This is a genomic window from Nocardioides ginkgobilobae (assembly GCF_054781275.1).
Genome location: NZ_BAAGUS010000021.1, coordinates 13,007 through 38,272 on the forward strand (window position 1 = coordinate 13,007; position 25,266 = coordinate 38,272).

23 protein-coding genes are annotated in these 25,266 nt (G+C 72.9%); 3 read left to right on the forward strand and 20 right to left on the reverse strand.

Translation table 11 applies throughout. The features are described from left to right. Positions 1 to 23: 23 nt before the first annotated feature. The 9 genes from ACYVID_RS16220 to ACYVID_RS16260 all read right to left on the reverse strand — a co-directional run bounded on the left by ACYVID_RS16220 (position 24) and on the right by ACYVID_RS16260 (position 9,304). Positions 24 to 509, reverse strand: a complete 486-nt coding sequence (locus tag ACYVID_RS16220; RefSeq protein ID WP_300644110.1) for an SRPBCC family protein — start codon at positions 507 to 509, stop codon at positions 24 to 26. 53 nt (positions 510 to 562) lie between these two features. After that, the gene (locus ACYVID_RS16225) at positions 563 to 1,744 is read right to left on the reverse strand and encodes an acyl-CoA dehydrogenase family protein (protein WP_300644111.1); all 1,182 of its coding nucleotides are present in this window, start codon (positions 1,742 to 1,744) and stop codon (positions 563 to 565) included. After that, positions 1,741 to 3,504 (reverse strand): acyclic terpene utilization AtuA family protein, encoded by a 1,764-nt coding sequence (locus ACYVID_RS16230; RefSeq protein WP_300644112.1) that lies wholly within the window; start codon positions 3,502 to 3,504, stop codon positions 1,741 to 1,743. Before ACYVID_RS16230 ends, ACYVID_RS16225 begins: the two co-directional genes overlap by 4 nt. Next, entirely contained in the window at positions 3,501 to 4,331 is an 831-nt protein-coding gene (locus ACYVID_RS16235; RefSeq protein WP_460738812.1) for a TIGR03084 family metal-binding protein, read from the reverse strand. Before ACYVID_RS16235 ends, ACYVID_RS16230 begins: the two co-directional genes overlap by 4 nt. Continuing rightward, positions 4,331 to 4,987, reverse strand: a complete 657-nt coding sequence (locus tag ACYVID_RS16240) for a TetR/AcrR family transcriptional regulator (protein WP_460738814.1) — start codon at positions 4,985 to 4,987, stop codon at positions 4,331 to 4,333. Before ACYVID_RS16240 ends, ACYVID_RS16235 begins: the two co-directional genes overlap by 1 nt. An 81-nt stretch (positions 4,988 to 5,068) precedes the next feature. Further along, on the reverse strand, positions 5,069 to 7,762 hold the full coding sequence (locus ACYVID_RS16245; RefSeq protein ID WP_460738816.1) for an ABC transporter permease: 2,694 nt from the start codon (positions 7,760 to 7,762) through the stop codon (positions 5,069 to 5,071). Beyond that, entirely contained in the window at positions 7,759 to 8,493 is a 735-nt protein-coding gene (locus ACYVID_RS16250) for an ABC transporter ATP-binding protein (protein ID WP_460738818.1), read from the reverse strand. Before ACYVID_RS16250 ends, ACYVID_RS16245 begins: the two co-directional genes overlap by 4 nt. Continuing rightward, positions 8,490 to 8,666, reverse strand: a complete 177-nt coding sequence (locus tag ACYVID_RS16255) for a hypothetical protein (RefSeq protein ID WP_460738819.1) — start codon at positions 8,664 to 8,666, stop codon at positions 8,490 to 8,492. Before ACYVID_RS16255 ends, ACYVID_RS16250 begins: the two co-directional genes overlap by 4 nt. Beyond that, positions 8,663 to 9,304 (reverse strand): PadR family transcriptional regulator, encoded by a 642-nt coding sequence (locus ACYVID_RS16260; protein WP_460738821.1) that lies wholly within the window; start codon positions 9,302 to 9,304, stop codon positions 8,663 to 8,665. Before ACYVID_RS16260 ends, ACYVID_RS16255 begins: the two co-directional genes overlap by 4 nt. 208 nt (positions 9,305 to 9,512) lie before the next feature. Here ACYVID_RS16260 and ACYVID_RS16265 point away from each other — a divergent pair, with 208 nt between their 5' ends. Then, positions 9,513 to 10,271 carry an SDR family oxidoreductase gene (locus ACYVID_RS16265; RefSeq protein WP_460738822.1) on the forward strand — a complete coding sequence of 253 codons (759 nt, stop codon included), beginning with the start codon at positions 9,513 to 9,515 and terminating at the stop codon, positions 10,269 to 10,271. Here the strand turns inward: ACYVID_RS16265 and ACYVID_RS16270 are convergent. From ACYVID_RS16270 to ACYVID_RS16315, 10 genes are all read right to left on the reverse strand, one after another. After that, the gene (locus ACYVID_RS16270; RefSeq protein ID WP_460738824.1) at positions 10,255 to 11,310 is read right to left on the reverse strand and encodes a VanZ family protein; all 1,056 of its coding nucleotides are present in this window, start codon (positions 11,308 to 11,310) and stop codon (positions 10,255 to 10,257) included. The genes ACYVID_RS16265 and ACYVID_RS16270 overlap by 17 nt on opposite strands. Before the next feature lie 11 nt (positions 11,311 to 11,321). Then, complete coding sequence (locus ACYVID_RS16275; protein ID WP_460738826.1) at positions 11,322 to 11,987, reverse strand: histidine phosphatase family protein; 666 nt, start codon at positions 11,985 to 11,987, stop codon at positions 11,322 to 11,324. Continuing rightward, positions 11,987 to 13,063, reverse strand: a complete 1,077-nt coding sequence (locus ACYVID_RS16280) for a phosphotransferase family protein (RefSeq protein ID WP_460738829.1) — start codon at positions 13,061 to 13,063, stop codon at positions 11,987 to 11,989. Before ACYVID_RS16280 ends, ACYVID_RS16275 begins: the two co-directional genes overlap by 1 nt. Next, on the reverse strand, positions 13,060 to 13,845 hold the full coding sequence (locus ACYVID_RS16285; protein ID WP_460738831.1) for an SDR family NAD(P)-dependent oxidoreductase: 786 nt from the start codon (positions 13,843 to 13,845) through the stop codon (positions 13,060 to 13,062). Before ACYVID_RS16285 ends, ACYVID_RS16280 begins: the two co-directional genes overlap by 4 nt. After that, positions 13,842 to 15,122, reverse strand: a complete 1,281-nt coding sequence (locus ACYVID_RS16290; protein ID WP_460738832.1) for an acyl-CoA dehydrogenase family protein — start codon at positions 15,120 to 15,122, stop codon at positions 13,842 to 13,844. Before ACYVID_RS16290 ends, ACYVID_RS16285 begins: the two co-directional genes overlap by 4 nt. Before the next feature lie 124 nt (positions 15,123 to 15,246). Beyond that, positions 15,247 to 16,224 carry a type IV toxin-antitoxin system AbiEi family antitoxin domain-containing protein gene (locus ACYVID_RS16295; protein ID WP_460738834.1) on the reverse strand — a complete coding sequence of 326 codons (978 nt, stop codon included), beginning with the start codon at positions 16,222 to 16,224 and terminating at the stop codon, positions 15,247 to 15,249. Positions 16,225 to 16,472: 248 nt separating this feature from the next. Next, a complete protein-coding gene (locus tag ACYVID_RS16300) occupies positions 16,473 to 18,023 on the reverse strand; it encodes a hypothetical protein (protein ID WP_460738836.1) in 1,551 nt (516 codons plus the stop codon). Further along, positions 17,998 to 18,723: an ABC transporter ATP-binding protein gene (locus tag ACYVID_RS16305; RefSeq protein ID WP_460738838.1), complete on the reverse strand. Its 726-nt coding sequence runs from the start codon at positions 18,721 to 18,723 to the stop codon at positions 17,998 to 18,000. The genes ACYVID_RS16300 and ACYVID_RS16305 overlap by 26 nt, the downstream gene beginning before the upstream one ends. A 141-nt stretch (positions 18,724 to 18,864) precedes the next feature. Further along, positions 18,865 to 21,084 carry a 3-hydroxyacyl-CoA dehydrogenase NAD-binding domain-containing protein gene (locus ACYVID_RS16310; RefSeq protein WP_460738840.1) on the reverse strand — a complete coding sequence of 740 codons (2,220 nt, stop codon included), beginning with the start codon at positions 21,082 to 21,084 and terminating at the stop codon, positions 18,865 to 18,867. A 202-nt stretch (positions 21,085 to 21,286) separates the two neighbouring features. Next, entirely contained in the window at positions 21,287 to 22,498 is a 1,212-nt protein-coding gene (locus ACYVID_RS16315; protein WP_460738842.1) for an acetyl-CoA C-acetyltransferase, read from the reverse strand. A gap of 93 nt (positions 22,499 to 22,591) precedes the next feature. Here ACYVID_RS16315 and ACYVID_RS16320 point away from each other — a divergent pair, with 93 nt between their 5' ends. Next, a complete protein-coding gene (locus tag ACYVID_RS16320; RefSeq protein WP_460738844.1) occupies positions 22,592 to 23,374 on the forward strand; it encodes a MerR family transcriptional regulator in 783 nt (260 codons plus the stop codon). Between the two features lie 118 nt (positions 23,375 to 23,492). Next, on the forward strand, positions 23,493 to 24,377 hold the full coding sequence (locus ACYVID_RS16325) for an NAD(P)H-binding protein (RefSeq protein WP_460738845.1): 885 nt from the start codon (positions 23,493 to 23,495) through the stop codon (positions 24,375 to 24,377). Between the two features lie 185 nt (positions 24,378 to 24,562). Here the strand turns inward: ACYVID_RS16325 and ACYVID_RS16330 are convergent, their stop codons facing one another. Beyond that, positions 24,563 to 25,258: a CPBP family intramembrane glutamic endopeptidase gene (locus ACYVID_RS16330; protein WP_460738847.1), complete on the reverse strand. Its 696-nt coding sequence runs from the start codon at positions 25,256 to 25,258 to the stop codon at positions 24,563 to 24,565. Positions 25,259 to 25,266: the final 8 nt, after the last annotated feature.

Sequence of the window (25,266 nt, forward strand, 5' to 3'; positions counted from 1 at the left end):
CGTCTCAGCCACGGGTGCGTCGGTCACTTCTCGAGCACCGCCTTCATCTTCTCCATCGTGGTGCGCATACCCTTCTCGTTGGTCTTCCCGCGCGACCAGCCCAGCAGCAGCCAGTAGATCTTCATCGGGAGCTTGGTCTCGAGCCGGAAGTACTCGGTGACCTTCGAGCCGCCCGAGCCGTCGGGGGCGATCCGGTAGCCCCAGTTGTTGATGGTCACCTCGGGGGTCCCGACGGAGAACTCGAACACGCCCTCGGACGTGTCGGTCGGCGGCTCGCAGCGCGTGACCCTGCAGGCCGACCAGTACGTCGGGCCGACGCCGTTGCGCTTGACGTGGCCCTTGAACGTCGCGCCGACCTCGGGGCCGGTGCTGCCGCGGGTCCAGCGGGCCTCGAAGGTCTCGGGGGAGAACTCCCCGATCCGGGTCACGTCGCTGACCAGGTCCCACACCTCCTGCGGTGCGGCGGCGATGTCGACAGTGACCTGGCCGGTGGGGTGTCCGATGCTCATCGTGCCTCCTCCAGGGGTGACCGGCTCTGCCAACCGATCGGGGCCGGCGATCCTCACTGTTCGACCCTCTTGCGTGGGCTGTAACCGAACAGCTTCGCTGCGAGGTCGGCCAAGACCTCGCTGGCACCGCCGCCGATGGGCAGGATGCGGGAGTCGCGCGCATGTCGCTCGACCTCGGTGCCGTGCATGTAACCGGTGCCTCCGTGCAGCTGGACCGCCTCGTATGTGACCTTGGTGGCAGCATCGACCGCCGTCTGCTTGGCCAGGCAGGCCTGAGCCACGACGTTCTCGCCGGCGATGTGGCGACCGGCGACATCGCGCGCGTAGGCGCGTGCCACCTCGACCTCGCGTCGCATCTCGACCAGCTTGTGCCGGACCACCTGGTTGGCCACCAGCGGACGGCCGAAGGTGTGCCGGTCGTGGGCGTAGGCGACGGTGAGATCCAGCGCGCGAGCCGCGATCCCGTAGGCGTGCACGGCGAGCCCGATCCGCTCGACCACGAACTGCTCGGCGATCTGGTAGAACCCGGTGTTCTCGCGACCGACGAGGTTCTCGACGGGGACCCGCACGTCGACGTAGGCCAGCTCGGCGGTGTCCGAGCAGTGCCAGCCAGTCTTGCGAAGTGCCCGGTCAACGGTGAATCCGGGCGTGTCCTTCTCCACGACGAGCAGTGAGACCCCCGCATGCCCGGGGCCACCGGTACGCACCGCAGTCGTTACGAAGTCGGCCCTCACCCCGGAGGTGATGAAGGTCTTGGCGCCGTTGACCACGTAGTGGTCGCCGTCGCGCACGGCTGTGGTCCGGATTCCCGCGACATCGGACCCGCCGCCCGGCTCGGTCACCGCGAGGGAGCCGATCATCCGCCCCTCGAGTGTGGGTCGGACATACCGCTCCACCAAGCCCGCCCAGTCCGCACCCTCCTCCCGCTGCGCTGCCGCGACCATGTGTGGCAACGCGATCCCGTGGGTGAACAGCGACGCCAGCACGCCGCTGGAGCCGCCGGCGGTCAGCAGCCCCTCCTGGCAGTCGTTGGTGTCTTGCAGATCGCCCCCGGAACCGCCGAACTCCTCGGGGAATCCCACGCCAAGGATCCCTTGCTGGGCGGCACTGCGGTGGAGGTCGCGTGGCAGCATGCCCTCCTCCTCCCACGCATCGAGATGCGGGGCGATCTCTCGTCGAGTGAACTCCGCCCCGAGGGCGAAGACAGGCGAGTCGTTGACGATGGACGGGTTCACAGCAGCTCCTCCTGCACGTGCACGCTCCGGGCGCGCATCCACTCACCGAGGCCCTTGGCCTGCGGGTCGAACCGGGTTGAGGCCGCGACACCGTCGCCGAGCAGCCCCTTGATCACGATGTTCACGGCGCCGAGGTTCGGCAGCATGTGGACCTCGACGGCGTCCTCGCCCAGCGCCGCCGCCTCGGGCACGAGCTCGCGGACCTTGCGCGGGCTCATCAGCTTGGCCAGCCAGGTCACGCGGGCGTCGTACGACGGCGAGCCGTCATGGGCGACCCACAGCCCGACGTTGGCGTCGCCGCCCTTGTCGCCGGAGCGCGCGTGCACGAAGGTCCCCAGTGGCATCCGCCGCGTGAGGGTGTCGGCGGGCGCCGGGAACGGCGTGGGACGCAGCCCGGCGGTGTGGACGGCCTCGGCCGTCACCTCGGGGTCGGGCACGACCTCGCGGGTGCCGTCGGGCAGGACCACGACGTGCTCGACGGCGCTGCGCTCGACGTACGCCGGTCGGTAGACGCCGTACGGCGTGGGCTGGCTGGGCGGGGTGGTCATGGTGAAGCCGGGGTAGGACGCCAGGGCGTTCTCCACCAGCGGGCCGGTGAACCCCTTGCCGCACGGGCCGGGCTCGGGGTCCTTCACCGTGCAGCGCAGCAGCGTGGAGGCGGCCTCCTCGGTGTCGGCGTCGGCCTCGGGGAGGGTCACGCGGCTCCACTCGACGCTCTGCGCGGTGAGGCGCGGCGAGACCTGCTCGCGCACCCAGTCGGCCTTGGCCTCGACGTCGAGACCGGTGAGCACCAGCTCCATGGAGTTGCGCCAGCCGCCGAGCTCGTTGACGCAAACCTTGAGCTTCTCCGGCGGCGGCGACCCGACCGTGCCGGAGATGCCGACGCGGTCGGTGCCGAGCTGCTCGAGCCGGACGGTGTCGAGGTGGGTGGTGACGTCGGGGTTGAGGTAGCGCGTGGACTGGATCTCGTAGACCAGCTGCGCGGTGACGGTGTCGACGGTGACCGCGCCGCCGGTGCCCGCCTGCTTGGTGATGACGCTCGAGCCGTCGGCGTGCAGCTCCGCGACGGGGAAGCCGAGCGGCTTCGTGGGGTCCATGCCGGCCTTCATCAGCGCGCGGAAGCCGCTGAAGTTGCCGCCGGTGGCCTGGGTGCCGCACTCGATGACGTGCCCGGCGACGACCGCGCCCGCGAGGGCGTCGTGGTCGGCCGGGGTCCAGCCGAAGTGGGACGCGCCCGCGCCCACGACGAGCGCGGCGTCGGTGACCCGGCCGGTGACGACGACCTGGGCGCCGGTGTCGAGCGCGCGGGCGATGCCGAAGCCGCCGAGGTAGGCGTTGGCGGTCAGGGCGCCCGGGAATCCCAGCTCCTGCGCGCGGGCACGCAGGTCGTCACCCTCGACGTGGGCGACCGCGACATCGAGCCCGAGACCCTGTGCGAGCTCGCGGACCTTGTCGGCCAGGCCGGCGGGGTTGAGGCCGCCGGCGTTGGTGACGATCCGGATGCCCTTCTCGACCGCGTCGCCGAGGCAGTCCTCGAGCTGGCGCAGGTGGGTCCGGGCGTAGCCCAGGCCCGGGTCCTTCATCGTGTCCTTGCCGAGGATCAGCATGGTCAGCTCGGCGAGGTAGTCGCCGGTGATGACGTCGATCGGGCGGCCGTCCTCGAGGGCGCCGTCGACCAGCTCGCGCATGGCCGAGAGGCGATCGCCGTAGAAGCCGGAGCAGTTGCCGACGAGCAAGCTGCGGGCGGTTTCGGCGCTCATGCCTGCTTCTCCCGTCCGCCGCCGGCCGGGCCGGCGAAGGCCTGCGCGATGGTGAGCCAGTGCTCGGCGTCCTCGCCCATGGCGACCAGGTCGGTGTCGTCGCGGTGCACGCGCTGGGTGACCAGGCAGCAGAAGTCGTACGCCGAGCCGGTCACCCGCTGCGGGGCGTCCTCGGGACCCCACGTCCACACCTCGCCGCTGGGCGCGGTGAGCTCCACGCGGAACTCCTCGCCCGGCGGGGTCTGCTCGTGCACGGAGTAGGCGAAGTCGCGGGTGCGGATGCCCAGGTGCGCGACGTGCTTGATCCGGTCGGTCGGCAGCGGCCGGCCGCCCTCGGCCGCGGGGTTCGCGACGGCGTCGTAGACGTCGAGGGCGTGCGCCCAGGTCTCCATGTAGCGCGCGGTGGCCATGCTGGCCGGGGACATCGGGGGGCCGAACCACGGCATCTTCGCGCCGGCCGGCACGGCCCGAAGTGCCTCGCCCAGCGCCGTACGGCCCTGGTCCCAGCGGGCGAGCAGCTCCGCGGTCGACAGCGCGGCGAGCTCCTCGGCGCCGGCGTCGACGAAGCCGTCGACGTCGGCCAGCGCGGCGGTCACGATCGCGTCCCACGCCGCCTTGCCGTCGGGCCAGCGCTCGGGGTCGGTGGTGCGGGCGGCGGCCACGGCCTGCTCGTCGGTCCAGGCGAGGTGGGCGACCTGGTGGGCCACGGTCCACCCGGGCGCGGGGGTCGGGGTGGACCAGGCGTCGGGGTCCAGGCCGGTCACCACCGCGCGGAGGGCGTCGCCCTCGGCGGTCAGGTCGTCGAGCAGGTCGTCGAGCAGGCTCATCAGGTCGTCTTTCTGGAGGTGGCGTGGTTCGGGTCGTGGGTCGTGCCGGGGGCGGCGCCGAGGGCCTGGTCGATGGTCTGGGCCCAGCGGTCGAGGATCCGCTCGCGGCGGCGGCGGTCGTCGCTGATCGTGTTGGCCAGGCCCAGGCCGCGGACCAGGTCGAGGGTGGCCTGCACCAGCTCGCGCACGCCGGGAACCGACTCGTCGGCGCCGAGCAGCTCGACGGTGAGGCGGTGCACCTCGCGCCCGACCTTCTGCTCCAGCGGCGCCACGGCCTCCATCAGGGCCGGGTCGGTGCGCGCGGCGACCCACAGCTCCAGTGCGGCGGTGAAGACCGGCGAGGTGAAGTGGTCGCCGAGCAGGGTCAGCACGGCCCGGGTCCCGCCACCGCTGGGCAGCGCCGCGGCGGCCGCCTCGAGCTCCGCACCGCGCACGGCGGTGAGGTGCTCGACCGCGGCCACGACCAGGTCGTTCTTGGTCGGGAAGTGGTGCAGCTGCGCGCCGCGGCTCACCCCAGCACGCTCGCTGACCAGCGTCGTGCTGGTGCCCGCGAACCCACGCTCGACGAGCAGCTCGACCGTCGCCTCCAGGAGTCGGGCGCGCATGGCCCGGGAGCGCTCCTCCTGGGGCACCCGGGTCGTCGCTGCGGTCACCACGCGCTCATCCTGGGTGTCGGACTAACAAACAGTCAACCCTGTCTTTTTCTGCTCAGCCAGTTTCGCCGGCCGCCCGCGGCCTCAGTCGACCCGAGCGGTGAGCGGCAGCCGGGAGCGCGCGGTGAGCCCGACGACGGCGGAGGTCAGCACGGGCAGCCCGACCACCACGACGAGGACGAGCAGCCACGGGACGTCGAGGTAGTGGCTGGGCCCGGTGACGGTGCCCGCGCCGGAGTAGTCGACCGGGCCCGTGAGCGGGTAGGTGATCGCCACCCCCGGGACCGCACCCACGAGCGCACCGAGCACGGCCCCGACCAGCCCGACGACCAGCGCGTACGCCGCCGCCACCCCGCGCCGGGTGCGCGGGGCGGCCCCGACGGCCGAGAGCGTGGCGAGGTCCGGGCGGGCGTCGGAGAGCGCCAGGAACGTGGCGGTCAGGGTGCCGCCGAGCATGAGGACCGCGCCCAGTGCACCCAAGACCAGCTGCACGACCGCCGTCTCGGCGGGCGGCTCGTAGCCGCGCTCGACGTAGGTGCTGGAGCGCTGGCCGGCCATGCCCTGCACCACCTCGGAGACGTCCTGCTCGACCGCCCGCGACACCGGGCCCGCCAGCACGAGGCCGGCGTCGTGGACCGGGGCGGAGAGCCGCTCGGCGGCGCGGGTGGACAGCACGCCCTGCATCGGTGCGTAGTCGCCCTCGACCGGCACGAAGAACGTCGGCACCTCCACCACGCGTCGCGAGCCCGCCGGCCCCCGCACCCGCAGCACGACCGCGCTGCGAGCGACTCCTTCCCTGGCACCAGCGGTGTCGTCACCGATGTCGGGCCCGAGACCGTTGCCGGGCCCGGAGAACGCCAGCGCACCGCCCTCGCGGAGCACCTCGTCGGCCGCGGCGCGCTGCTCCTGGTCCAGTCCCACGAGCACGTCGGGCACCTGGTCGGCCACGAGCACGCTGGCGTCGAGGGCACCGCCCCACGAGGAGAGCACGACCTCGCCGGGTCGGTCGCCCGGTCGGTCGCCTGCGGTCCGGAACGAGACCTCCGTGTAGCGCCCGTGATCGGGATCGACCCCGACCAGACGCCGCGTGGCCAGGTCCGGCGCCACGTCGGCCAGGGCGGCTTCGATCTGCTCGTAGTCGGGGTTCCTCCGGTAGTCGACGACCAGGCCGGTGCCCTCGGGCAGGGTCGCGGTGTAGGTCTCGCGGTTCTGGGCCTCGTCACTGCTGATCGCCACGCCCAGCGCCACGACCCCGGCGACGGTGGCGGCGACCGCTGCCACCGCCGGGACGGTGCGGGTGCGGTGCCGCGCGGCGTCGCGGGCCGCCAGCCGCAGGGAGAGCGGCAGGTGCCGGGCGGCCCGGGCGACCGCCGAGACCACGGGCGGCACGAGGAGGATCATCCCGAGCACGCAGACGATCGCCGCGGCGGCGATCGGGACCTCGCCGCCGCCCGCGGTGCCGCGCGAGGCGCCGTACGCCGCAGCAGCGACGCCCGCGCCGAGCAGCGCCACCCCGAGCACGGGCGAGCGTCGTGAGGGCGCCGCGTCGCCGCGGCGACCGGCGAGCACGGCGACGACGTCCTGGCGGGAGGCCAGCCAGGCGGGGACCGCGGCCGCGAGCAGGGCACTGAGCAGGCCGAAGGCGGCCACGCCGAGCAGGTGCCAGGGCTGGACGTCGAAGGGGCCGAAGCGCTGGTCCGTGATGCGCTCGGCGAGCGGGACGGCCGCAGCGCCGCCGAGCACGCCGAGGACCAGTCCCAGCAGGGTGGCCAGCGCGCCGAGCACCACTCCCGAGGCGAGGACCACCCGGCGGGCCTGCCGCGGCGTACCCCCTGCGGCTGCGACCAGCGCGAGCGTGCGGGACTGGCGACGTGCGCCGACCGCGAAGGCCGGACCGGCCAGGAGCACCACCTCGAGCAGCACCATCACCACGACCAGCACGAGGCTGGCCACGAGCGGCCCGTCGAGCAGGTCCTGCCCGTAGCGGACCTCCGGTGCGAGCGCGGACTCCGGCGGCGGGTCGGCCAGCACGGCGCGCGAGGTCACGACGCCGCCGAGCTCGTTGAGGTCACGGACGTCGGCCCACTCGACCGGGTCCCCGCCGACCAGCCAGCTGGAGGGCTCTCCGAGCTCGAAGGCGCCCGGGAGGCCGTACGCGCGGGCGCGGCCCGTGGTCGAGCCGCTCTCGGCGGTGCCGACGATCTCCAGGCTGATCCCGCGGGAGAGCTCGAGCCGCTCGCCAGGCTCCCGGCCCAGCAGGAAGGCGTTGACGACCACCTCGTCGGTGCTGGTCGGCCAGCGCCCGCTCGTGAGCTCGACGAGGCCGGCGGTGAGCGGGTCGTCGAGGGCGGTCTCCAGCACCTCGGCATCACCGCTGCCCAGGGCGGTCTTGTAGCGGACCGAGCCCTCGGAGACCGGCGCCACCGGCCGCTGGCCGAGCAGGTCCTCGACCTCGGCCAGCGTCAGCGGGTCGCCGCCCTGGCCCCCGCCCCAACCCATGCCGTCCTCGGGATCGGGCAGCTGGAAGACGACGGCGTCGCCGCTGGCGTCAGCGGCGTCGACCCGGGCCTGGGCCGCCCCGAGCCGGCGCTCCACCACCTCGAGGCCGGAGACCTCCGCGGTGGCGTAGACGGTGTCGGCGATCGAGACCGCCGTGACCGGCAGGGCGATCATCACCAGGGTCAGCAGGCTGCGCCCGCGGGCGCGACGGGCCTCGCGCGCGGCCAGGCGCAGCGCGAGGCGCCAGCCGACCACCGCTCCCGAGAAGCGCCCGCTCACCCGAGCCGCCCGGCCCCGAGCAGGTCCTCGACCGGCGCACTGCCGGACTCGTCGACGACCACGCCGTCGCGCAGGAAGACCACCCGGTCCGCCCATGCCGCGTGCCGGGCCTCGTGGGTGACCAGCACGCCGGCGGCGCCGGCGTCACACCGAGCGCGCAGCAGCCGCAGGATCTCCTCGCCGGTCTCGCTGTCGAGCGCCCCGGTCGGTTCGTCGGCCAGGACCAGCCGACGCTCGCCGACAACGGCCCGCGCGATGGCGACGCGCTGCTGCTGGCCGCCGGACATGTCGTCGGGGAAGCGGTCGGCCAGCGCGGCGATGCCGACCTCCTCCAGCGCCTCCATGGCCTCGCGGCGGGCGCGGGAGGCTCGGACGCCGTCGAGCTCGCGCGGCAGCGCGACGTTCTCGACCGCGGTGAGGGCCGGGATGAGGTTGAAGCCCTGGAAGACGTAGCCCACCGACGTACGCCGCATGCGGGCCCGCTCGGAGCGGTCGAGCGCGGTCAGGTCGACGCCCTCGACCTCGACCACCCCCGAGCTCGGCTCGTCGAGGCCGCCGGCGATGGTGAGCAGGGTGGACTTGCCCGAGCCCGAGGGGCCCATGACCGCGACGAGCTCGCCGGGGTGGGCGGCGAAGGTGATGCCGCGCAGCGCGTGCACCTGGGCCTCGCCCTCGCCGTGGACGCGGTGGACGTCGAGCAACCGCAGGGCGGCGGTGGGGTCGGCACTCATCGGCCGGCCTCCTCGTCCGAGCCGCGGCGGGGTCGCGGGTCCAGCGCCGTCGAGGAGGGGCGGCGCAGCGGACGGGTGCGGTCGCGCAGCCGCTCGGCGGAGTGCCGCAGCCAGCGGTCCTCGCGGCGCGTCAGCTGTGCAACCAGGGCCACGGGCAGGGCGCGGGGGCTCATCGGCGCGCCCCCTTCCGGGTCGTGCGGTCGTCGTCTCGACGCCCGCTCGTCGCATGCACTCCTCGCGCGAGGGACCCCGGGACAGGCTCGCTCGTCGCTGCCGCCTCCTGGGCAGCGCGGCGCAGCCGGGCCTCGCAGTGGTCGAGCCAGCGGATCTCGGCCTCGGCGGCGAAGACCAGCGAGTCGAGCACCAGGCCCCAGGCCAGGTCGGCGCGCCCGGGGCTCACCTCGGCGCCGGCCTGCCGCTTGAGCCGGGTGTAGTCCTGCAGCGCGGTCATCGAGGCGCTGCGCTGGCGCTGGATCAGGGTGCCGACGTCGACGCCGGGCACGGTGACCGCGAGCGCCAGCTTGATCGCCAGCTCGTCGCGCGGCGGCTGGGTGCGGGCGACCGGCGTCGTGAACCAGGTCGCGACCTCCTCGTGCCCGCTGTCGGTGAGCCGCCAGCGCTCGTGGCCGTCCTCGTCCTCGCCGGCGGCCTCGACCAGGCCGTCGCGCTCGAGCCGGGTCAGGGTCGTGTAGACCTGCCCGACGTTGAGCGGCCAGGTGCCGCCGGTGCGGCTCTCGAACTCCTGCCGCAGCTGGTAGCCGTACATCGGCTCCTGCTCCAGCAGGGACAGCAGCGCGTGCTTGACCGACACGGTCGGCTCCTCCCGAGGTGGCGGGAGCACGGCGCCCATCGCAGTGCCTACCCGGTATGCACTGACCGTAGCCCCCTGCCTACCCGGTATGCAACTGCCATCGCCGAACCGTCGGTTCCGCACCGTCGAACTGTCAGTTCCGAACCCTTGAGACGTCAGTTCCGAACCCTCGCCTCCCGATGTCGTACGCCGCAGCGAGACTGTCCCCATGACCACGACCCTGATCACCGGCGCGAGCTCCGGCCTCGGCGCCGAGATGGCCCGTCAGCTCGCCGCCCGCGGCGAGGACCTCGCCCTCTGCGCCCGCCGCACCGAGCGGCTGGAGGAGCTGCGCGAGGAGATCCTCGCCGCGCACCCCGAGCGCCGGGTGGCGGTGTCCGCCCTCGACGTGACCGACCACGAGGCCGTGCACACGGTGGTGCACGCCCTGCGCGAGGAGCTCGGCGGGCTCGACCGCGTCGTGGTCAACGCCGGTCTCGGCAAGGGTGCGGCGATCGGCACCGGCCGCGCCGACGCCAACCGCGAGACCGCCGTCACCAACTTCCTCGGGGCCCTGGCGCAGACCGAGGCCGCGATGGAGGTCTTCCGCGCGCAGGGCCACGGGCACCTGGTGATGATCTCGTCGATGTCGGCCATGCGCGGGATGCCCAAGTCGCTGACGACGTACGCCGCCACCAAGGCCGGCGTCGCCCACCTCGCCGAGGGCATCCGCACCGAGCTGCACGGCACGCCGCTGCAGAAGAAGATCACGGTGACGGTGCTCTACCCCGGCTACATCGCCTCGGAGATGAACGAGAAGGTCCAGCAGTCGACGCCGCTCATGGTCCCCACCGACAAGGGCGTGCGCGCGATGGTCGCGGCCATCGAGAAGCAGGTCGACTCCGCGTGCGTGCCCGCCCTGCCGTGGGCGCCGCTGTCGGTCGTCATGAAGCACGCGCCGCTGGGTGTGCTCAAGAAGCTCGTCTGACCGGCCGCACCGAACGACCCTCGACCTCCAGCCGCAGCCCGGCCACCGTGTGCGAGAGCCCGCGGTGGTCGGGCACCGTCGTCGCCAGCACGGTGACGAGCAGGTACGCCGCCAGGGCCACACCGCGGCCGGGGACCGGCAGCAGGACGAGCAGGTAGACCGGGCCGAGCCCCGCCGCCAGCTTGAGCACGCGGCCGGGGACGGTCCAGCCCGGCCGGTCGGTCCGGGTCGTGATGGCGACGACCAGCTCACCGAAGGTCCGACCCAGCACCAGCACGCACAGCGCCTGCAGCGCGAACGGCACCGTCCACTGCAGCACCCACTGCACGTCACGGTGCGCCCCGGTGTCGAGGACGAAGACCATGAGGCCGCGCCACAGCACCGCCACGAGCCCGCCGACCATGAGCACGAACAGCGCGTCGCTGACCATCCCGGCGAGCCGGCGCCCCCAGGTGATGCGGGTCGGGAGCGGCCGTGGCACGGCGTCCTCGCGCTTCCAGGGCAGCGAGATCAACGCGCCGGCGATCGCGCCGAGCGTGTTGACGAGCAGGTCGTCCACGTCGAACTTGCGGTAGGCGCAGCCGTAGAAGCCCCAGACACCGGTCCGTTGCGTCATCTCGATCGCCAGCGACACGGCGAGACCGGCGATCGCGGAGACCAGCACCCCGCGGCGCAGGACGAGCCGGACCAGCACGCCGAGGGGCACGAAGAGCAGCACGTTGAGCAGCACCTGCTGGACCGCCTGGTCGCGCAGGAACATCCGTACCCCGTCGTCGGGCAGCCCGACCAGCCCGATGGTGCCGAGCAGGTCGGTCTGCGGGACCTTGCAGCGGAACGACCCGCGGTCCGGCAGCGGGAGCAGCGTGTAGGTCCACAGGGCGATGGAGTAGACCGCGCCGGAGAGCAGGATCGTGAGGTCGCCGGGGCTCATGGTCCCGTCGCGGCGGTACTCGTAGGCGGCGACCGGGACGAACAGGACGACGGCGGCGATCGTGCCGAGGCCGATCGCGGCCACGGCGTTGAAGACCTGGTCGGACACAGCCCGCCAACCTAGCGGTAGGTGAGCAGCTCCCCGGCCAGGTGCTCGTGCTCGTTGAAGGTCAGCAGCCGGGTGCCGCGCGGGCCGACGAGGACCCGGCTGACGCCGGAGTTGACCGCGACGGTGTTGAGCCGCTGCCAGGTGTCGGGCAGGGCGGCGCCGGAGACCCCGAGCAGGCCGGCGGCGACCAGGCCGACGACACCTCCGGACGTCACCACGACGACCGTCTGCCCGCTGCCGCTGCGCGCGACCGCGTCGGCCAGCGCGGCGGAGGTGCGGGCTCCGAAGTCGTGCCAGGACTCGTCGTACCCGTCGCCGCCGGCGGTCCACAGCTCGGTGGCCCGCTCGAAGAGCGCCTGGAACTCCTTGCGGTCCAGGGAGAACGGGTCGGCGGGGAGGTCCGGGAAGCGGGCGACGACGCCGAGGTGGTCGAACTCGTCCCAGCGGGCGTCCTCCTCGACCGCAGGACCGGACCAGCCGGCCCCCTGCACCATCGCCTCGAGGGTCTCGCGGTGGCGCCGCATCCCGCCGCGCAGCAGCACGGTGGGGCGTACGCCGGCAGCTGCGAGGTGCGCGCCGAGCCGACGGCCCTGCTGCCACCCCGTCTGCGACAGCACGTCGTAGTCGTCGGCACCGAAGGAGGCCTGGCCGTGCCGGACGAGCAGCAGCTGCCCCATCAGGCGCCGGGGGCGGTCGCGCCGCCGGCCGCGGTCACCAGGCGCCGGCAGCGCTGCTCGAGGTAGGACACGACCTGCCCGAGCAGGGCGTAGGACTCGTTGGTGGTCTGCTTGTTCACGTAGCGGTACCAGATCTGCTGGGCGATCACCGCGAGCCGGAACAGCCCGAACACCTCGTAGAAGACCAGGTCGCGCTCGCTGGGGGCGTGACCGGTGCGCGCGCAGTAGCGGTCGACCCACTCGCGCCGCGTCCACATGCCCGGCGCGTTCGAGGGCTGGCGGCGGAAGAGCTGGAACAGGTCGTCGTCGTCGGCCTCGACCCAGTAGGCGATCATCGAGGAGAGGTCCATGAGCGGGTCGCCGACGGTCGCGAGCTCCCAGTCGAGCACCGCCCGCACCTGCAGGTCCTCGTCGAGGACGAGGTTGTCGAGCCGGTAGTCGTTGTGGATCAGCACCTGGCCGACGTCGGCCGGCTGGTGCTCCTCGATCCAGGCGAGCACGTCGGACCAGTCACCGGTGTCGTCGGTGCGCGAGCCGTCGAGGCGACGGATCCACCCGCGGACCTGGCGGCCGACGTACCCCTCGCCCTTGCCGAGCGCGGCCAACGCCGGCACCGACGCGACGTCGACGGAGTGCAGGGCGACCAGCACGTCGAGGACCCGCCCGCACAGCGCGTCGGACTCCTCGGGCGCGAGCGGCTCGGGGAGGTCCTGGCGCAGGATCAGCCCGGGGACCTTCTCCATCACGTAGAACTCCGAGCCCAAGACGGACTCGTCCGGCTCGTGGCCGATCATCGTGGCGACGTACGGGAAGACCGGCGCCAGTGCGGCCTGGATGCCGTGCTCGCGCCCCATGTCGTGGGCGCCCGCGGCCTTCTTGCCCGACGGTGGGCGGCGCAGGATGAGGTCCTTGGCGTCCGTGCGCACCAGGTAGGTCAGGTTGGACGCGCCGCCCCGGAACTGCTGGACCTCGGTGACCGGGCCCTCGCCGCGCTCGGCGAGCCAGGCGCTCAGCGCGTCGACGTCGAACGCGTCCTCGTCGCGCACCGGGCGCGCGGTGTTCTCGGCGCTGCTCACGCCTCTCCTCCTGCACTGTCCGCCAGCTTGTCGAGGCTGCGGGCCTGCGCCCGCATCACCGCGTCGTACGACGCCCGGTCGGTGCGCTTGAGCTCGACCGCTCCGCGGGCCGGCTCGTCGGGCACGATCAGCTCCTCACCCGCGTCGAGCCCCGCGAGCACGGCGGCCGCGATGTCCTCGGCGGAGATGGGCGACTCGGTGACCAGCCGGCCGACGACGTGCCCGAGCGCCGTGTCGGCACCGCGCATCGAGTCCAGCAGGTTGGTGCGGAAGAACCCCGGGCAGACCGCGTGCGCGGTGATGCCGTGCGAGGCCAGCTCGTGGCCGGCGGTCTCGGTGAGCGCGATGACCGCGGCCTTGACCGCGTTGTACGACGCCATGCCCGCGGGGTGCACGAGCCCGGCGAGGCTGGCGACGTTGACGAACCGGCCGCTGCCCTGGGCCTTCATCAGCGGCGTGAACGCACGGATGCCGCGCACCATCCCGAAGAGGTTGATGTCGAAGATCCACTGCCACTCCTCGAGCGTGGCGACGTCGAGCCGCCCCCCTCCCGCGACCCCGGCGTTGTTGACCAGGACGTCGAGGCCGCCCCAGGTCTGCTCGACGTGGGCCAGGGCCGCGGCCCAGTCCTCGTCGCTGCAGATGTCGAGGTGGAGGCCGTCGGCCGAGCCGTCGTAGGAGACGTCGGTGCGCAGGACCCGGTCACCCCGGGCCTCGAAGGCGTCCGACAGCGCCGCGCCGAGCCCGGAGGCGGCGCCGGTCACGAGGACCCGCGCGCTCATCGGCGGGCGCCGTACTTGCCGAGCTCGAGGCGGGCCACGACGCCCTGGTGCACCTCGTCGGGCCCGTCGGCCAGGCGCAGCGCGCGGGCGCCGGTCCAGGCGCCGGCCAGCGGGTGGTCGTCGGACATGCCGCCGCCGCCGTGGATCTGCATGGCGAAGTCGATGACCTGCAGGGCCATCCGCGGCACCGCGACCTTGATCTGGGAGACCTCGGACAGCGCGTTGAGGGGGCCGCCGACGTCGAGCTTCCAGGCGGCGTTGAGCACCAGCAGCCGGGCCTGCTCGATGGCGATGCGGGCGTCGGCGATCCGCTCGCGGTTGCCGCCGAGGTTGGCCAGCGGCTTGCCGAAGGCGACCCGGTCCAGGCCGCGGCGGCAGGCGCGCTCGAGCGCCATCTCCGCCAGGCCGATGAGGCGCATGCAGTGGTGGATGCGGCCGGGGCCGAGCCGACCCTGGGCGATCGCGAACGCCTCGCCGGGGCCGAGCAGCAGGTTGGAGACCGGCACCCGCACGTCGGTGAAGGAGACCTCGCCGTGGCCGATCGGCTCGTCGTACATCCCCATCGTCGGCAGCAGCCGCTCGATCTTCACGCCGGGGCTGTCCAGAGGCACGAGCACCATGGTGTGGCGGTGGTGGCGGTCGATGCCGGGCTCATCCTCGAGCTTCTCCGGGGTTTCGCGCAGGCCCATGAAGACCGCGACCTTGCAGTCGGGGTGGCCCACGCCGGTCGACCACCACTTGCGACCGTTGATGACGACCTCGTCGCCGTGCACGACGGCGGTCGCGGCCATGTTGGTGGCGTCGCTGCTCGCCACGTCCGGCTCGGTCATGGTGAACGCGGAGCGGATCTCGCCGGCCAGCAGCGGCTCGAGCCACTGCTTGCGCTGCTCCTCGGTGCCGTACTTCAGCAGCACCTCCATGTTGCCGGTGTCGGGCGCGTTGCAGTTCATCACCAGCGGGGCGAGGTGGCTGCCGCCCGTGGCCTCCGCGACCGGTGCGTAGTCGACGTTCGTGAGCCCCTCCCCCCCGTCGACACCGAACCTCGCGGCGTACTCCCCCGCGTGGTCCTTGGGGATCCACAGGTTCCACAGGCCGCGCGCCCTGGCCTCGGCCTTGAGCTCCTCGATGACCGGCAGCGGCTGCCACGGGTCACCGGTACGCCGCTGCTCGGCCAGGTCGGTGAGGTACTGCTCCTCGGCCGGGGCGACGACCTCGGCGATGAACGCGCGGGTCCGCTCGGTGAGGTCGGCGGCCCGGGGAGAGGGTGCGAAGTCCATGGCGGCGAACCTACCGGGCGCTCGGTCTGTTCTGGGGGGTGCGTCACATCCCGGCCACGGCTGCTCTGCGGCCTCCTCCGGCAACTTCGCCTATCCGACCTGGAGGACGACACGTGAGCCAGGCTCACGCAGCGTCCTCCAGTCGGACCACGCACCCGGCAGAGCGGCACGGCACCGGTGTACCCGTCCATCCGCGTGCCCGCAGCACGCGTCCGACCACCGCCGCAAGGCGGCACGCATAAAGCACCTGCGCCCATCCCGACCGTAGGGTCAGGTCCCCATTGACGGCTGCGTCGAGGTCACGCTGGAGGTCGTCCCAGCGGTCCAGCGCGGCGCTGTGGCCGAGCCGGCCGTCGAGTTCCATGAGCATGCGCTGCCCGCGGTACCTCACGTCGCGCACCACCCACCGCAGCACCTCCCCGTCGACGACGCGCGCCACCTCCCGCACCTGGCGCTCGCCCCGGGGCAGCCCGTGCGCGCGCTCGACGTCGCGCAGGTAGCGGCGCTCCAGCGGCGACTGCGCACCCTCCGCGACGTCGGCCAGCACCTCGCGCAGCAGCGCGCGACGCGGGAGCTTGGGATGCAGGTCCAGGGCCGCGGCCAGTCTGGACGGCGTCGTGGTGCCCTTGCGCACGACGTCGGCGAGCACGGCGACCGCCTCGTCCTCGCGGAACGCGGTCGAGGCGAGCAGCAGAGCCGCGTGCTCGACGCGCAGCCGCGGAGGCGACTGGTCGACGAGCGCCATGGCGTCGAAGCCGCGCAGCTGCATGACGGTGATGCCCGGCCGTCGTCTTGGTGCTCGGCCGTGGGGCAGCGCGAGCTCCACAGGGTCCCCGAGGCGGGTGCTCGTCTCCATCCCGGCGCCCGACATGGCGGCGCGACCGGCGAGCACCGACCCCGGGTGCAGCAGAAGCGCCGCCCACTCCCGCTGCCGGCGCGAGGGTGGCCCCGTGTGGTCGACGTACACGCCGCCGTGCAGTGGCACCCACTCGCGTCGGCGCACGAGCCGCGCCACCTGCACCTCGCTCATCCCTAGGGAGAGCGCCTGCCTCCGGGACACGACGCCGGCCTGCCGGCGCACCAACCGCTGCACCTCGTCCATGTCACCCACGATGTGCCCGTCAAGTTGTCTTCGGCACGGCCGCTTGACGGCCCTGTGGACAAGCCCGTTCGACTGGAGGACGTGGAGTGAACCTGGCTCACCGGCTGTCCTCCACCTCGCGATCCGGCGGTCCAGGCGACGTCGCGAGCTCGTGCTGGAGGACCGCGCGTGAAGCAGGCTCACGGAGTGTCCTTCCAGCTGCCGTCCCCGCGGACCCCGCCCTGACGCGGCCCCGACAGCGACGTGCCTCAAGCGGCGGTGGTCACGACCACCCGGGCCCGCTCGGTGGGGGTGGTCCAGCGGGTGTGGGCGCGGGCGAGCCGGAAGCCGGACCAGCAGAGGAAGGGCACGGCCACGAGCACGGCGGCGAGGGGGTCGTCGAGGCGGGCGAGGGCGGAGAACACCAGCCCGGTGAGGGTGGTGGAGAGTGCGAGGCGGCTGGAGTAGCCGACCATCATCAGCGGCGGGGCGGGGGTGGCGCGGGCGGAACGGAGGTCGACGGCGTACGGGTGGGCCAGCGACCAGCGCATGGCGGCAGCGACGACCTGGACGGTGACGACCGCCAGCATGGCGAGGAGGGCGGTGACCTCGGAGGGGGTGGGTACGCCGGCGCGCAGCGCCCCGAGGACGACGGTCACAAGAGAGGCGACGAGCAGGAACTCCGCGAGCACCCAGGCGCGTGCGGCGAACACCGTCCCGGGGCCGACGGGGAGGCTCTCGCGCCACAGCCCGCCGCGGCCGTCGAGGCACCACGCGTTGACCCCGAAGAGCAGCGCGCCGCCGGAGGCGACCAGCCCGGGCAGGATGATCAGCTGCGCCCACGGCAGCGCACCGAGGAGCGCGATGACGCCGGGGCCGACGGCGAGCACCGCGAGGCCGCGGCGCATCGGCACCGCACGCCAGACCGAGGCGCGGTCGGTGCGCACCAGCACGGCGAGGTCGGTGCGGGGCAGCCGGCGCGCGCGATAGGACCCGGACTCCACGCGCAGCTCGTCGTGCGGGACCCGCCGCGTCGCCAGGTGGGCCGGCACGGCGCCGAGCACGACGGCGGCGAGCGCCAGCCCGGCCAGCGTGCCGACGACCCCGGCCCACGCCCAGGAGGGGCCGCCGACGGAGGTGGCGACGACCCGCACGGTCGGCACCTGGTCGAGCAGCGGCACCAGGTCGCCGCGCACCTGGAGCACCAGCACGGCGGCCACCGAGGCGACGGTCGCCACCCGCAGCGCCCCCTCGCCGAAGCGCAGCCGCCTGAGCCCCTCCAGCGTCCACGCGACGACCTGCCCCAGGGCCGTGGCCAGCACCAGCCACAGCAGCATCGCCACCTGCATCGTGAGCAGCGACCAGCCCCAGCCCGTGCCGTACGCCGCCGCGCCGAGCAACGACCAGGACTGCAGCAGCCACGCGACGTTCAGCGGGGCGAGGACGAGCGCGCCGAGGTGGTCGGTCGTGGGGCTGACCGGGTGGATCGAGGCCGGGTCGCGCGCGAGCAGCTCGCGCCCGCCTCCGGAGGCGACCGCCGCCACCACCGAGACCAGCACCAGGGCGGCCAGGGCGGTCGGCATCACGATCAGCACGTCGCGGGCACGCTCGCCCTCCCCCGCGCCGGGCACGAGGGACGGGACCACCGCGACCGCCGCAGAGCCCAGCGCGAAGAGGAGCAGCCCGGCGCGGAAGGCGCGTGGCCGGCGTACGTGCGCGGCGCGGAAGCGGACCAGGGTGCCGACGTCGGCGACCGCGCGCGCCGCCTCGGCGACGGGATGGTGGCGGTGGGGCTCAGTCGAGGAGCGAGCGGTAGGCACGCGCGCCCTCCTCGCCGGCCATCTCCTCGGCGCTCAGCTCGGCGACCTGGGAGCCGCCGCGCAGCACCGAGACCGTCGAGCAGGCGGCGATCGCGAGCTCGCGCAGGTGCGTGGAGACCAGCACCGCGGCACCGCGGGCCCGGGCGTCGGCGACCACGTCGAGGGTGGCCTCGACGCCGATGGGGTCGACCCCGTCGAAGGGTTCGTCGAGCAGCAGGACCTCAGGCTCGTGCAGGGCGGCCAGCACCACCGAGAGCCGACGGCCCATGCCGTGGGAGAAGCCGGCGGTGACGCGGTGCGCCACGTCGCCGAGCTCGAAGCGCTCGAGCAGGTCGCGTCCCCGGTCCTCCCAGCCGGCAGGCAGCCGGCGGAGCCGGGCCGCGAGCTGGAGGTGCTCCCACGGGGTCGCCCGCGGGACCAGGCCGCCGACGTCGGGGCAGTAGCCGACCGCGCGCTTGGCCGCCAGCGGGTGCCGGTGCACGTCGTGCCCGGCGACGAGCACCGTCCCCGAGGTGGGCGGCACGACCCCTGCGAGCACTCGCATCGTCGTGGACTTGCCGGCGCCGTTGCGTCCGAGGAGCGCCGTCGCCCGGCCGGCGTACGCCGTCAGGTGGACGCCCGCGACGGCCTCGACCTCCCCGAAGCGGACGTGCAGGTCCCGCACCTCGACCAGCGCCCGCGGCTGCTCTCCCTCTCCCACGGCTCCATGGTGACCGGTCCGGGCCCGCCGAGGCGTCACTTTCGAACCCTCCACCCGTCACGGACGAACCCCCGAACCGTCAGCTCCGGGTGCGGAACTGACGGCTCGGGGGTTCAGAAGTGACGGTCCGGCGGTCGGGGGTCAGGCGGGGAAGGACTCGCCCTTCGCCGCGAGGTCGCGGAGGTACTGCGTGGGGCGGAAGCGCTCGCCGTACTTGTCGGCCAGGTCGTCGGCGCGCTTCACGAACGCCGCGAGGCCGATCTCACCGGCGGCGACGGTGCCCTCGGGGCCCTCGTAGCCGGTCATGAACTGCGCGGCGCCACCGGTCATCGGCGGGAAGCCGATGCCCATGATCGAGCCGATGTTGGCGGCCGCCGCCGACTCGATGACGCCCTCCTCGAAGCACTTGGCCGTCTCGACCGCCTCGGCGAAGAGCATCCGCTCCTTCATGTCGACGAAGGGGATCTGCTGCTCGGCGACCGGGTAGACCTCGGCCAGGCCGGGCCAGATCGAGCCGCGCTTGCCGTCGACGTAGTCGAAGAAGCCCGCGCCCTTGAGCCGGGAGGGGCGCTCGAGCTCGATCATCTTCTCCACGACCAGCGAGCCGGGGTGCGGCTCGTAGGTGCCGCCGTCGCGCTCGGCCGCGTCCTTGGTCGCCTTGGCGATCTTGGACATCAGCTCCATGTTGAGCTCGTCGGTGAGCTGCAGCGGGCCGACGGGGTAGCCGGCCTGGGTCGCGGCGCGCTCGATGGAGTACGGCGCCGCACCCTCGGCCAGCATCGCCAGACCCTCGTTGACCATGGTGCCGATGACCCGCGAGGTGTAGAAGCCGCGGCTGTCGTTGACCACGATCGGGGTCTTCTTGATCTGCTGGACCACGTCGTAGGCCTTGGCCAGCGCCTCGTCGGAGGTCGCCTTGCCCTTGATGATCTCGACCAGCGGCATCTTGTCCACGGGGGAGAAGAAGTGCAGGCCGATGAAGTCGGCGGGACGGTCCACGCCCTCGGCGAGCTCGGTGATCGGCAGCGTCGAGGTGTTGGAGCACAGCAGCGCGTCGGGGTTGACGTGCTTGGCGGCCTCGGCGAAGACCTGGTGCTTCAGCGAGGGGTCCTCGAAGACGGCCTCGATGACCAGGTCGCAGCCGGCCAGGTCGGCGTAGTCGTCGGTCGGGGTGATCCGGCCGAGCAGCTCGTCGGACTTCTCCTGCGTGAGCTTGCCGCGCGAGACGGCCTTCTCGTTGATCTTCTCCGAGTAGGCCTTGCCGCGGGCGGCGGCCTCGGCGGAGACGTCCTTCAGCACGACCTCCATGCCGGCGCGGGCGCAGGAGTAGGCGATGCCCGCACCCATCATCCCGGCGCCGAGGACGGCGACCTTCGTGGCCTTCCAGGGCTCGATGCCCTGGGGGCGCAGCTTGCCGGCGTTGATCGCCTGCAGGTCGAAGAAGAACGCCTGGATCATGTTCTTCGAGCCCTGGTTGACGATCAGGTTCGTCAGGTAGCGCGACTCGATCCGCGAGGCGGTGTCGAAGTCACGACTGGCGCCCTCGACCGCGGCCGAGAGGATCGCCCGTGCGGCGGGGTAGACCGCGCCCTTGGTCTGCTTGCGCAGCAGCGCGGGGAACGCGGGCAGGAAGCCGGCCAGGGCCGGGGACTTCGGCGAGCCACCGGGCATCTTGTAGCCGGGGGCGTCCCAGGGGTTCTGGTGCTTGTCGGGGTTCTCGAGGATCCACTTCTTGGCGGCCGGCACGAGCTCCTCGCGGGTGGCGACCAGCTCGTCGACCAGGCCCTTCTCCAGCGCCTGCTGGGGGCTGAACTGCTTGCCCTCGAGCAGCACGCTCATCAGGCCGTCCTGCAGCCCGAACATCCGCACGATGCGGGTGACGCCGCCGCCGCCGGGCAGCAGGCCCAGGCTGACCTCGGGGAGGCCGAGCTTGACCGAGCGGTCGTCGACGCAGACGCGGCGGTTGCAGGCCAGGGTGATCTCGAGGCCGCCACCGAGCGCGGCGCCGTTGATCGCGGCCACGACGGGCTTGGGCAGCTTCTCCAGGCGGCGCAGGCCGGCCTTGACGTCCTCGGCCATCCGGAAGACGTCCTCGGCGTCGGCCGGGCCGGCCTGGACCATGCCCTTGAGGTTGCCGCCGGCGAAGAAGGTCTTCTTCGCCGAGGCGATCACGACGCCCAAGACCTGTGACTCGTCGGCGGCCAGCTCGTCGTAGAGGCGGTCGATCGCGGCGTTGATCGACTCGCGGTAGAGGTCGTTCATGGTGTTGGCCGACGCGGTGGGGTCGTCCAGGGTGAGGGTGACGATGCCGTCGGCGTCCTTCTCGTAGTGGACGGCGGTCTGGGTCTCGGTGGCGCTCATGTGTTCTGTGGGTTCCTGTTCGATTCAGGGAAGTTCTAGGGGCGTACGGCGGCACTCGCCGTGTCCGGCGGGCGTGGTCGCCGTGGGTGCGTACCTCACGCGGTCTCGACACGCGGGTCACGACTTCGTTCCTCAGTCGCGCCGCTCGCTCGACCAACGACGTATCGCACGATCGTCGAAGGTCCTCCTGACGACTTCGTCGTCAGAGGACCTCGACGATCGTCGCGATACCCATGCCGCCGCCGACGCAGAGCGTGGCCAGGCCGCGCTTGAGGTCGCGACGCTGCAGCTCGTCGATGAGCGTGCCGAGGATCATCGCGCCGGTGGCGCCGAGGGGGTGGCCCATGGCGATGGCGCCGCCGTTGACGTTGGTGATCTCGTCGGAGATGCCCATGTCGCGCATGAAGCGCATGGCGACCGCGGCGAATGCCTCGTTGATCTCGAACAGGTCGATGTCCTTGGTCTCCAGGCCGGCCTTGGCGAGCGCCTTGCGGGCGGCCGGAGCGGGACCGGTGAGCATGATCGTCGGGTCGGCGCCCGAGACGGCCATGGAGACGATCCGCGCGCGCGGGGTCAGGCCGAGGTCCTTGCCGACCTGCTCGGTGCCGATGGCCATGAGGGCCGCACCGTCGACGATGCCGGAGGAGTTGCCGGCGTGGTGGACGTGGTTGATCTTCTCGATCCAGTGGTACTTCTCCAGCGCCACGTCGTCGAAGCCCGCGTCGGCCCCGATCTGGGCGAAGGAGGGCTTGAGGCCGGCCAGGCCCTCGACGCTCGTGTCGGGGCGGATCAGCTCGTCGTGGTCGAGGACCGTGACGCCGTTGATGTCCTTGACCGGGATGACGGAGTCGGCGAAGTAGCCGTTGGCCCACGCCTTGGCGGCGCGGTGGTTGGACTCGGCGGCGAAGGCGTCGACGTCCTCGCGGCTCCAGCCCTCGATGGTGGCGATCAGGTCGGCACCGATGCCCTGCGGGACGAACCCGGCCTTGAGCGCGGTGGCGGGGTCCTGGGCCCAGGCACCGCCGTCGGAGCCCATCGGCACGTTGGACATCGACTCCACGCCACCGGCGAAGATCAGGTCCTCCATGCCGCCGCGGATGCGACCGGCGGCCTGGTTCACGGCCTCGAGGCCGGAGGCGCAGAAGCGGTTCAGCTGCACGCCGGCGACGGTGTCGGGGTAGCCGGCGGCCAGCGCGGCGGTCTTGGCGATGTCGCCACCCTGCTCGCCGACGGGGGTCACGACACCGAGGACGACGTCGTCGACGCGGTTCGGGTCGAGGGTGGGGTTGCGCACCTTGATCTCGTCGAGCAGGCCGACCACCAGGTCGACCGGCTTGACCTCGTGCAGCGAGCCCGCCGCCTTGCCCTTGCCGCGCGGCGTGCGGATGTGGTCGTACACGAATGCTTCAGCCATGACCGTCCTCGGGGGTTGCAGTACGTTGTGCGTCGATTGTGACACCGATACTGTCACCGTCGTCAAGGAGCGGACCGGACCGGAGGAGGTGTGATGGCGGACACATCGGAGCGGCCTGCGGCCAAGCCCGAGGAGCTGCTGACCCTCGAGGACCTCACGACCCGGGTCGGCATGAGCGTGCGCAACGTGCGCTTCTACACGACCAAGGGCCTGGTGCCGCCGCCGATCCGGCGCGGTCGCTCGGGCTACTACACCCCCGACCACGTCTCCCGGCTCGAGCTGGTCCGCGAGCTGCAGACCCACGGCTTCACGCTGTCGGCGATCGAGAAGTACCTCGCCGCCGTGCCCGAGGACGCCACCCCCGAGCAGATCGCCCTGCACCGCACGATGCTCGCGCCGTGGCAGGCCGAGGCCACCGTCGAGATGACCACCGCCGAGCTGGTCGCCCGGGCCGGTCGCGACCTGGACGCCGACGCCCTGCGCCTGCTGCAGGCGCTGCGCATCATCCGCCCCGCCGAGGGCCGCCGCGGCGCGTGGTCGGTGACCCCGACCCAGCTGGCCGTGGGGGTCGGGCTGCTCGAGCTCGGCTTCCCCACCGAGGCCGCCGTGGCCGCGGCGGAGATCTACTCCCGCCACGGCCGCCAGGTCGCCGAGGAGCTCAACGACCTGTTCCTGACGCAGGTGTGGCCGGCGTACAAGGAGGCGGGCGCCTCGGCTGAGACGATCCGCGAGGTCGTGGAGCGGATCAAGCCGCTCTCGATCGCCAGCCTGGTCGCGGCGTACGAGCAGGCGATGGACGAGACCCGCCGCGAGCAGATCCGCGCCCGCGCCGAGCGCGGCCGCCCGGACCCGGGCAAGCAGGCCCCGGCTCCCTAGGAGCCGGCTGGACGATCCGGCCTGCCGCGCGTCGCGGTGGACGCACGCTGGCTGCGTTGTCCAGCAGCCTCCCAGGACGGGTGTGTCGTACGCCGGCGCCGGCTCCTAGTCTGGGCGCATGAGCCTCACCGTCCTGGTCACCGGCGCCACCGGCTTCATCGGCCGCCGCCTCGTGCCGGCACTGATCGAGGCCGGCCACGACGTGCGCGCCATGACCCGGCGCCCGGAGTCGTACGACGGCCCCGGCACCCCCGTCGGCGGCGACGTCTTCGACCCCGGCTCGCTGGCCGAGCCGCTGGAGGGCGTCGACGTCGCGATCTACCTCGTCCACTCCCTCGACGACAACGACTTCGAGCGCAAGGACGCCGAGGCGGCGAAGGCCTTCGGAGCGGCCGCGGCTGCCCAGGGCGTGGGGCAGATCGTCTACCTCGGCGGGCTCGGCAAGGACGGGGAGGACCTGTCGCCGCACCTGCGCTCGCGTCGCGAGGTCGAGAAGCTGCTCGGTGAGGCGGGTGTGCCCGTGACGGTGCTCCGGGCCGCGATCGTGGTCGGCTCGGGCGGCATCTCGTGGGAGATGACCCGCGAGCTGGTGAAGAACCTGCCGGTCATGGTCGTGCCCCGCTGGGCCGGCACCCGCACGCAGCCGATCGCCGTGGACGACGTCATCCGCTACCTCGTGGGCGTCACCGGCAACGACGACGCCAAGGACCGGGTCTTCGAGATCGGCGGCGCGGACCAGCTGTCCTACAAGGGGATGCTGCAGGGCGCGGCCGAGGTCATGCACGGGCGCAAGGTGCCGATCCTCCAGGTCCCCATCGGGACCCCGATGCTCTCGGAGTGGTGGATCAAGCTGGTCACCGGCGTGGACGCCACCACCGCCGGCAACCTGATCGAGTCGATGGGCACCGAGGTCGTGCAGACCGACTTCACCATCCGCGACGTGGTCCCGGGCGAGCCGATGACCTACGCCGAGGCCGTGCGCCAGGCGATCGCCGAGGACTGAGCCTGCTCTGTTGGTCGAGCAGGCGAGCGCCAGCGAGCCGTCCGGCACCTGTTGGTCGAGCAGGCGAGCGCCAGCGAGCCGTCGTCGAGACCGCCGCACCGGCCTGTGGTCGCCGACCACAGCCAGCTCACGCGGTCTCGACGACGCCCTCGCTGGCGCTCGGGCTGCTCGACCAACGACCGGCGTCAGAGGAAGATCAGCGGCAGGATCACGAGCATCGACAGCGACCAGGTCAGGTGCGTGATGATCGGCGCGAGGATGCCGCCGGAGGCCCGGCGCTCCAGGCCGACGACGAGGCCGAGGAGCACGGCGGCGAAGCTCAGCATGATGTTGCCGGTGGCGGCGGTGGCGACGGCGTACGCGATGGTCGTGACGTAGACCGGGTGCTTGGTGACCGCGGCGTACGCACCGCCGCGGAAGAAGAGCTCCTCGGCGACGCCGTTGACGGCGGTGATGAGGGCGAGCACCCAGATGTTGCTCTCGCTGGTGTAGGCGAGGACGTCACGGATCTGGGCGGTGAGCGGGTCGAGGAAGGACAGCGACCGCACGAGCAGGCCGCCCAGGGTGAAGACGCCGACCAGGACCGCCCCCACCACGAAGGGGGTGAGGACGGGCCTGACGTAGTCGTCGCGCAGGGCGATGCGGCCCAGGTGCAGGGGTCCGGAGACGAAGGCGCCGACGCTCCACAGCCCGGCCATGGCCAGGGTGAAGACGTAGAACTGGGTCGAGCCGGGCTCGGTGCGCAGGGAGAACCCGAGCACCACGGCCCCGACGAGCACGAAGCCGAGGACGACGAGCTGGCGCCGTCGCAGGGCTTCCTGGCTCTCGCGATGGTCGCGCGGGACCATGTCCCACAACGCCCGACGCACCTGCGACCTCATCAGCGGCT

What these genes read in the sequence shown, in the direction of transcription:
- ACYVID_RS16220 (WP_300644110.1), bottom strand. Translation starts at nt 509, where the DNA reads ATGAGCATCGGACACCCCACCGGCCAGGTCACTGTCGACATCGCCGCC.
- ACYVID_RS16230 (WP_300644112.1), bottom strand. Translation starts at nt 3,504, where the DNA reads ATGAGCGCCGAAACCGCCCGCAGCTTGCTCGTCGGCAACTGCTCCGGC.
- ACYVID_RS16235 (WP_460738812.1), bottom strand. Translation starts at nt 4,331, where the DNA reads ATGAGCCTGCTCGACGACCTGCTCGACGACCTGACCGCCGAGGGCGAC.
- ACYVID_RS16250 (WP_460738818.1), bottom strand. Translation starts at nt 8,493, where the DNA reads ATGAGTGCCGACCCCACCGCCGCCCTGCGGTTGCTCGACGTCCACCGC.
- ACYVID_RS16255 (WP_460738819.1), bottom strand. Translation starts at nt 8,666, where the DNA reads ATGAGCCCCCGCGCCCTGCCCGTGGCCCTGGTTGCACAGCTGACGCGC.
- ACYVID_RS16265 (WP_460738822.1), top strand. Translation starts at nt 9,513, where the DNA reads ATGACCACGACCCTGATCACCGGCGCGAGCTCCGGCCTCGGCGCCGAG.
- ACYVID_RS16275 (WP_460738826.1), bottom strand. Translation starts at nt 11,987, where the DNA reads ATGGGGCAGCTGCTGCTCGTCCGGCACGGCCAGGCCTCCTTCGGTGCC.
- ACYVID_RS16285 (WP_460738831.1), bottom strand. Translation starts at nt 13,845, where the DNA reads ATGAGCGCGCGGGTCCTCGTGACCGGCGCCGCCTCCGGGCTCGGCGCG.
- ACYVID_RS16290 (WP_460738832.1), bottom strand. Translation starts at nt 15,122, where the DNA reads ATGGACTTCGCACCCTCTCCCCGGGCCGCCGACCTCACCGAGCGGACC.
- ACYVID_RS16295 (WP_460738834.1), bottom strand. Translation starts at nt 16,224, where the DNA reads ATGGACGAGGTGCAGCGGTTGGTGCGCCGGCAGGCCGGCGTCGTGTCC.
- ACYVID_RS16310 (WP_460738840.1), bottom strand. Translation starts at nt 21,084, where the DNA reads ATGAGCGCCACCGAGACCCAGACCGCCGTCCACTACGAGAAGGACGCC.
- ACYVID_RS16315 (WP_460738842.1), bottom strand. Translation starts at nt 22,498, where the DNA reads ATGGCTGAAGCATTCGTGTACGACCACATCCGCACGCCGCGCGGCAAG.
- ACYVID_RS16320 (WP_460738844.1), top strand. Translation starts at nt 22,592, where the DNA reads ATGGCGGACACATCGGAGCGGCCTGCGGCCAAGCCCGAGGAGCTGCTG.
- ACYVID_RS16325 (WP_460738845.1), top strand. Translation starts at nt 23,493, where the DNA reads ATGAGCCTCACCGTCCTGGTCACCGGCGCCACCGGCTTCATCGGCCGC.
- ACYVID_RS16330 (WP_460738847.1), bottom strand. Translation starts at nt 25,258, where the DNA reads ATGAGGTCGCAGGTGCGTCGGGCGTTGTGGGACATGGTCCCGCGCGAC.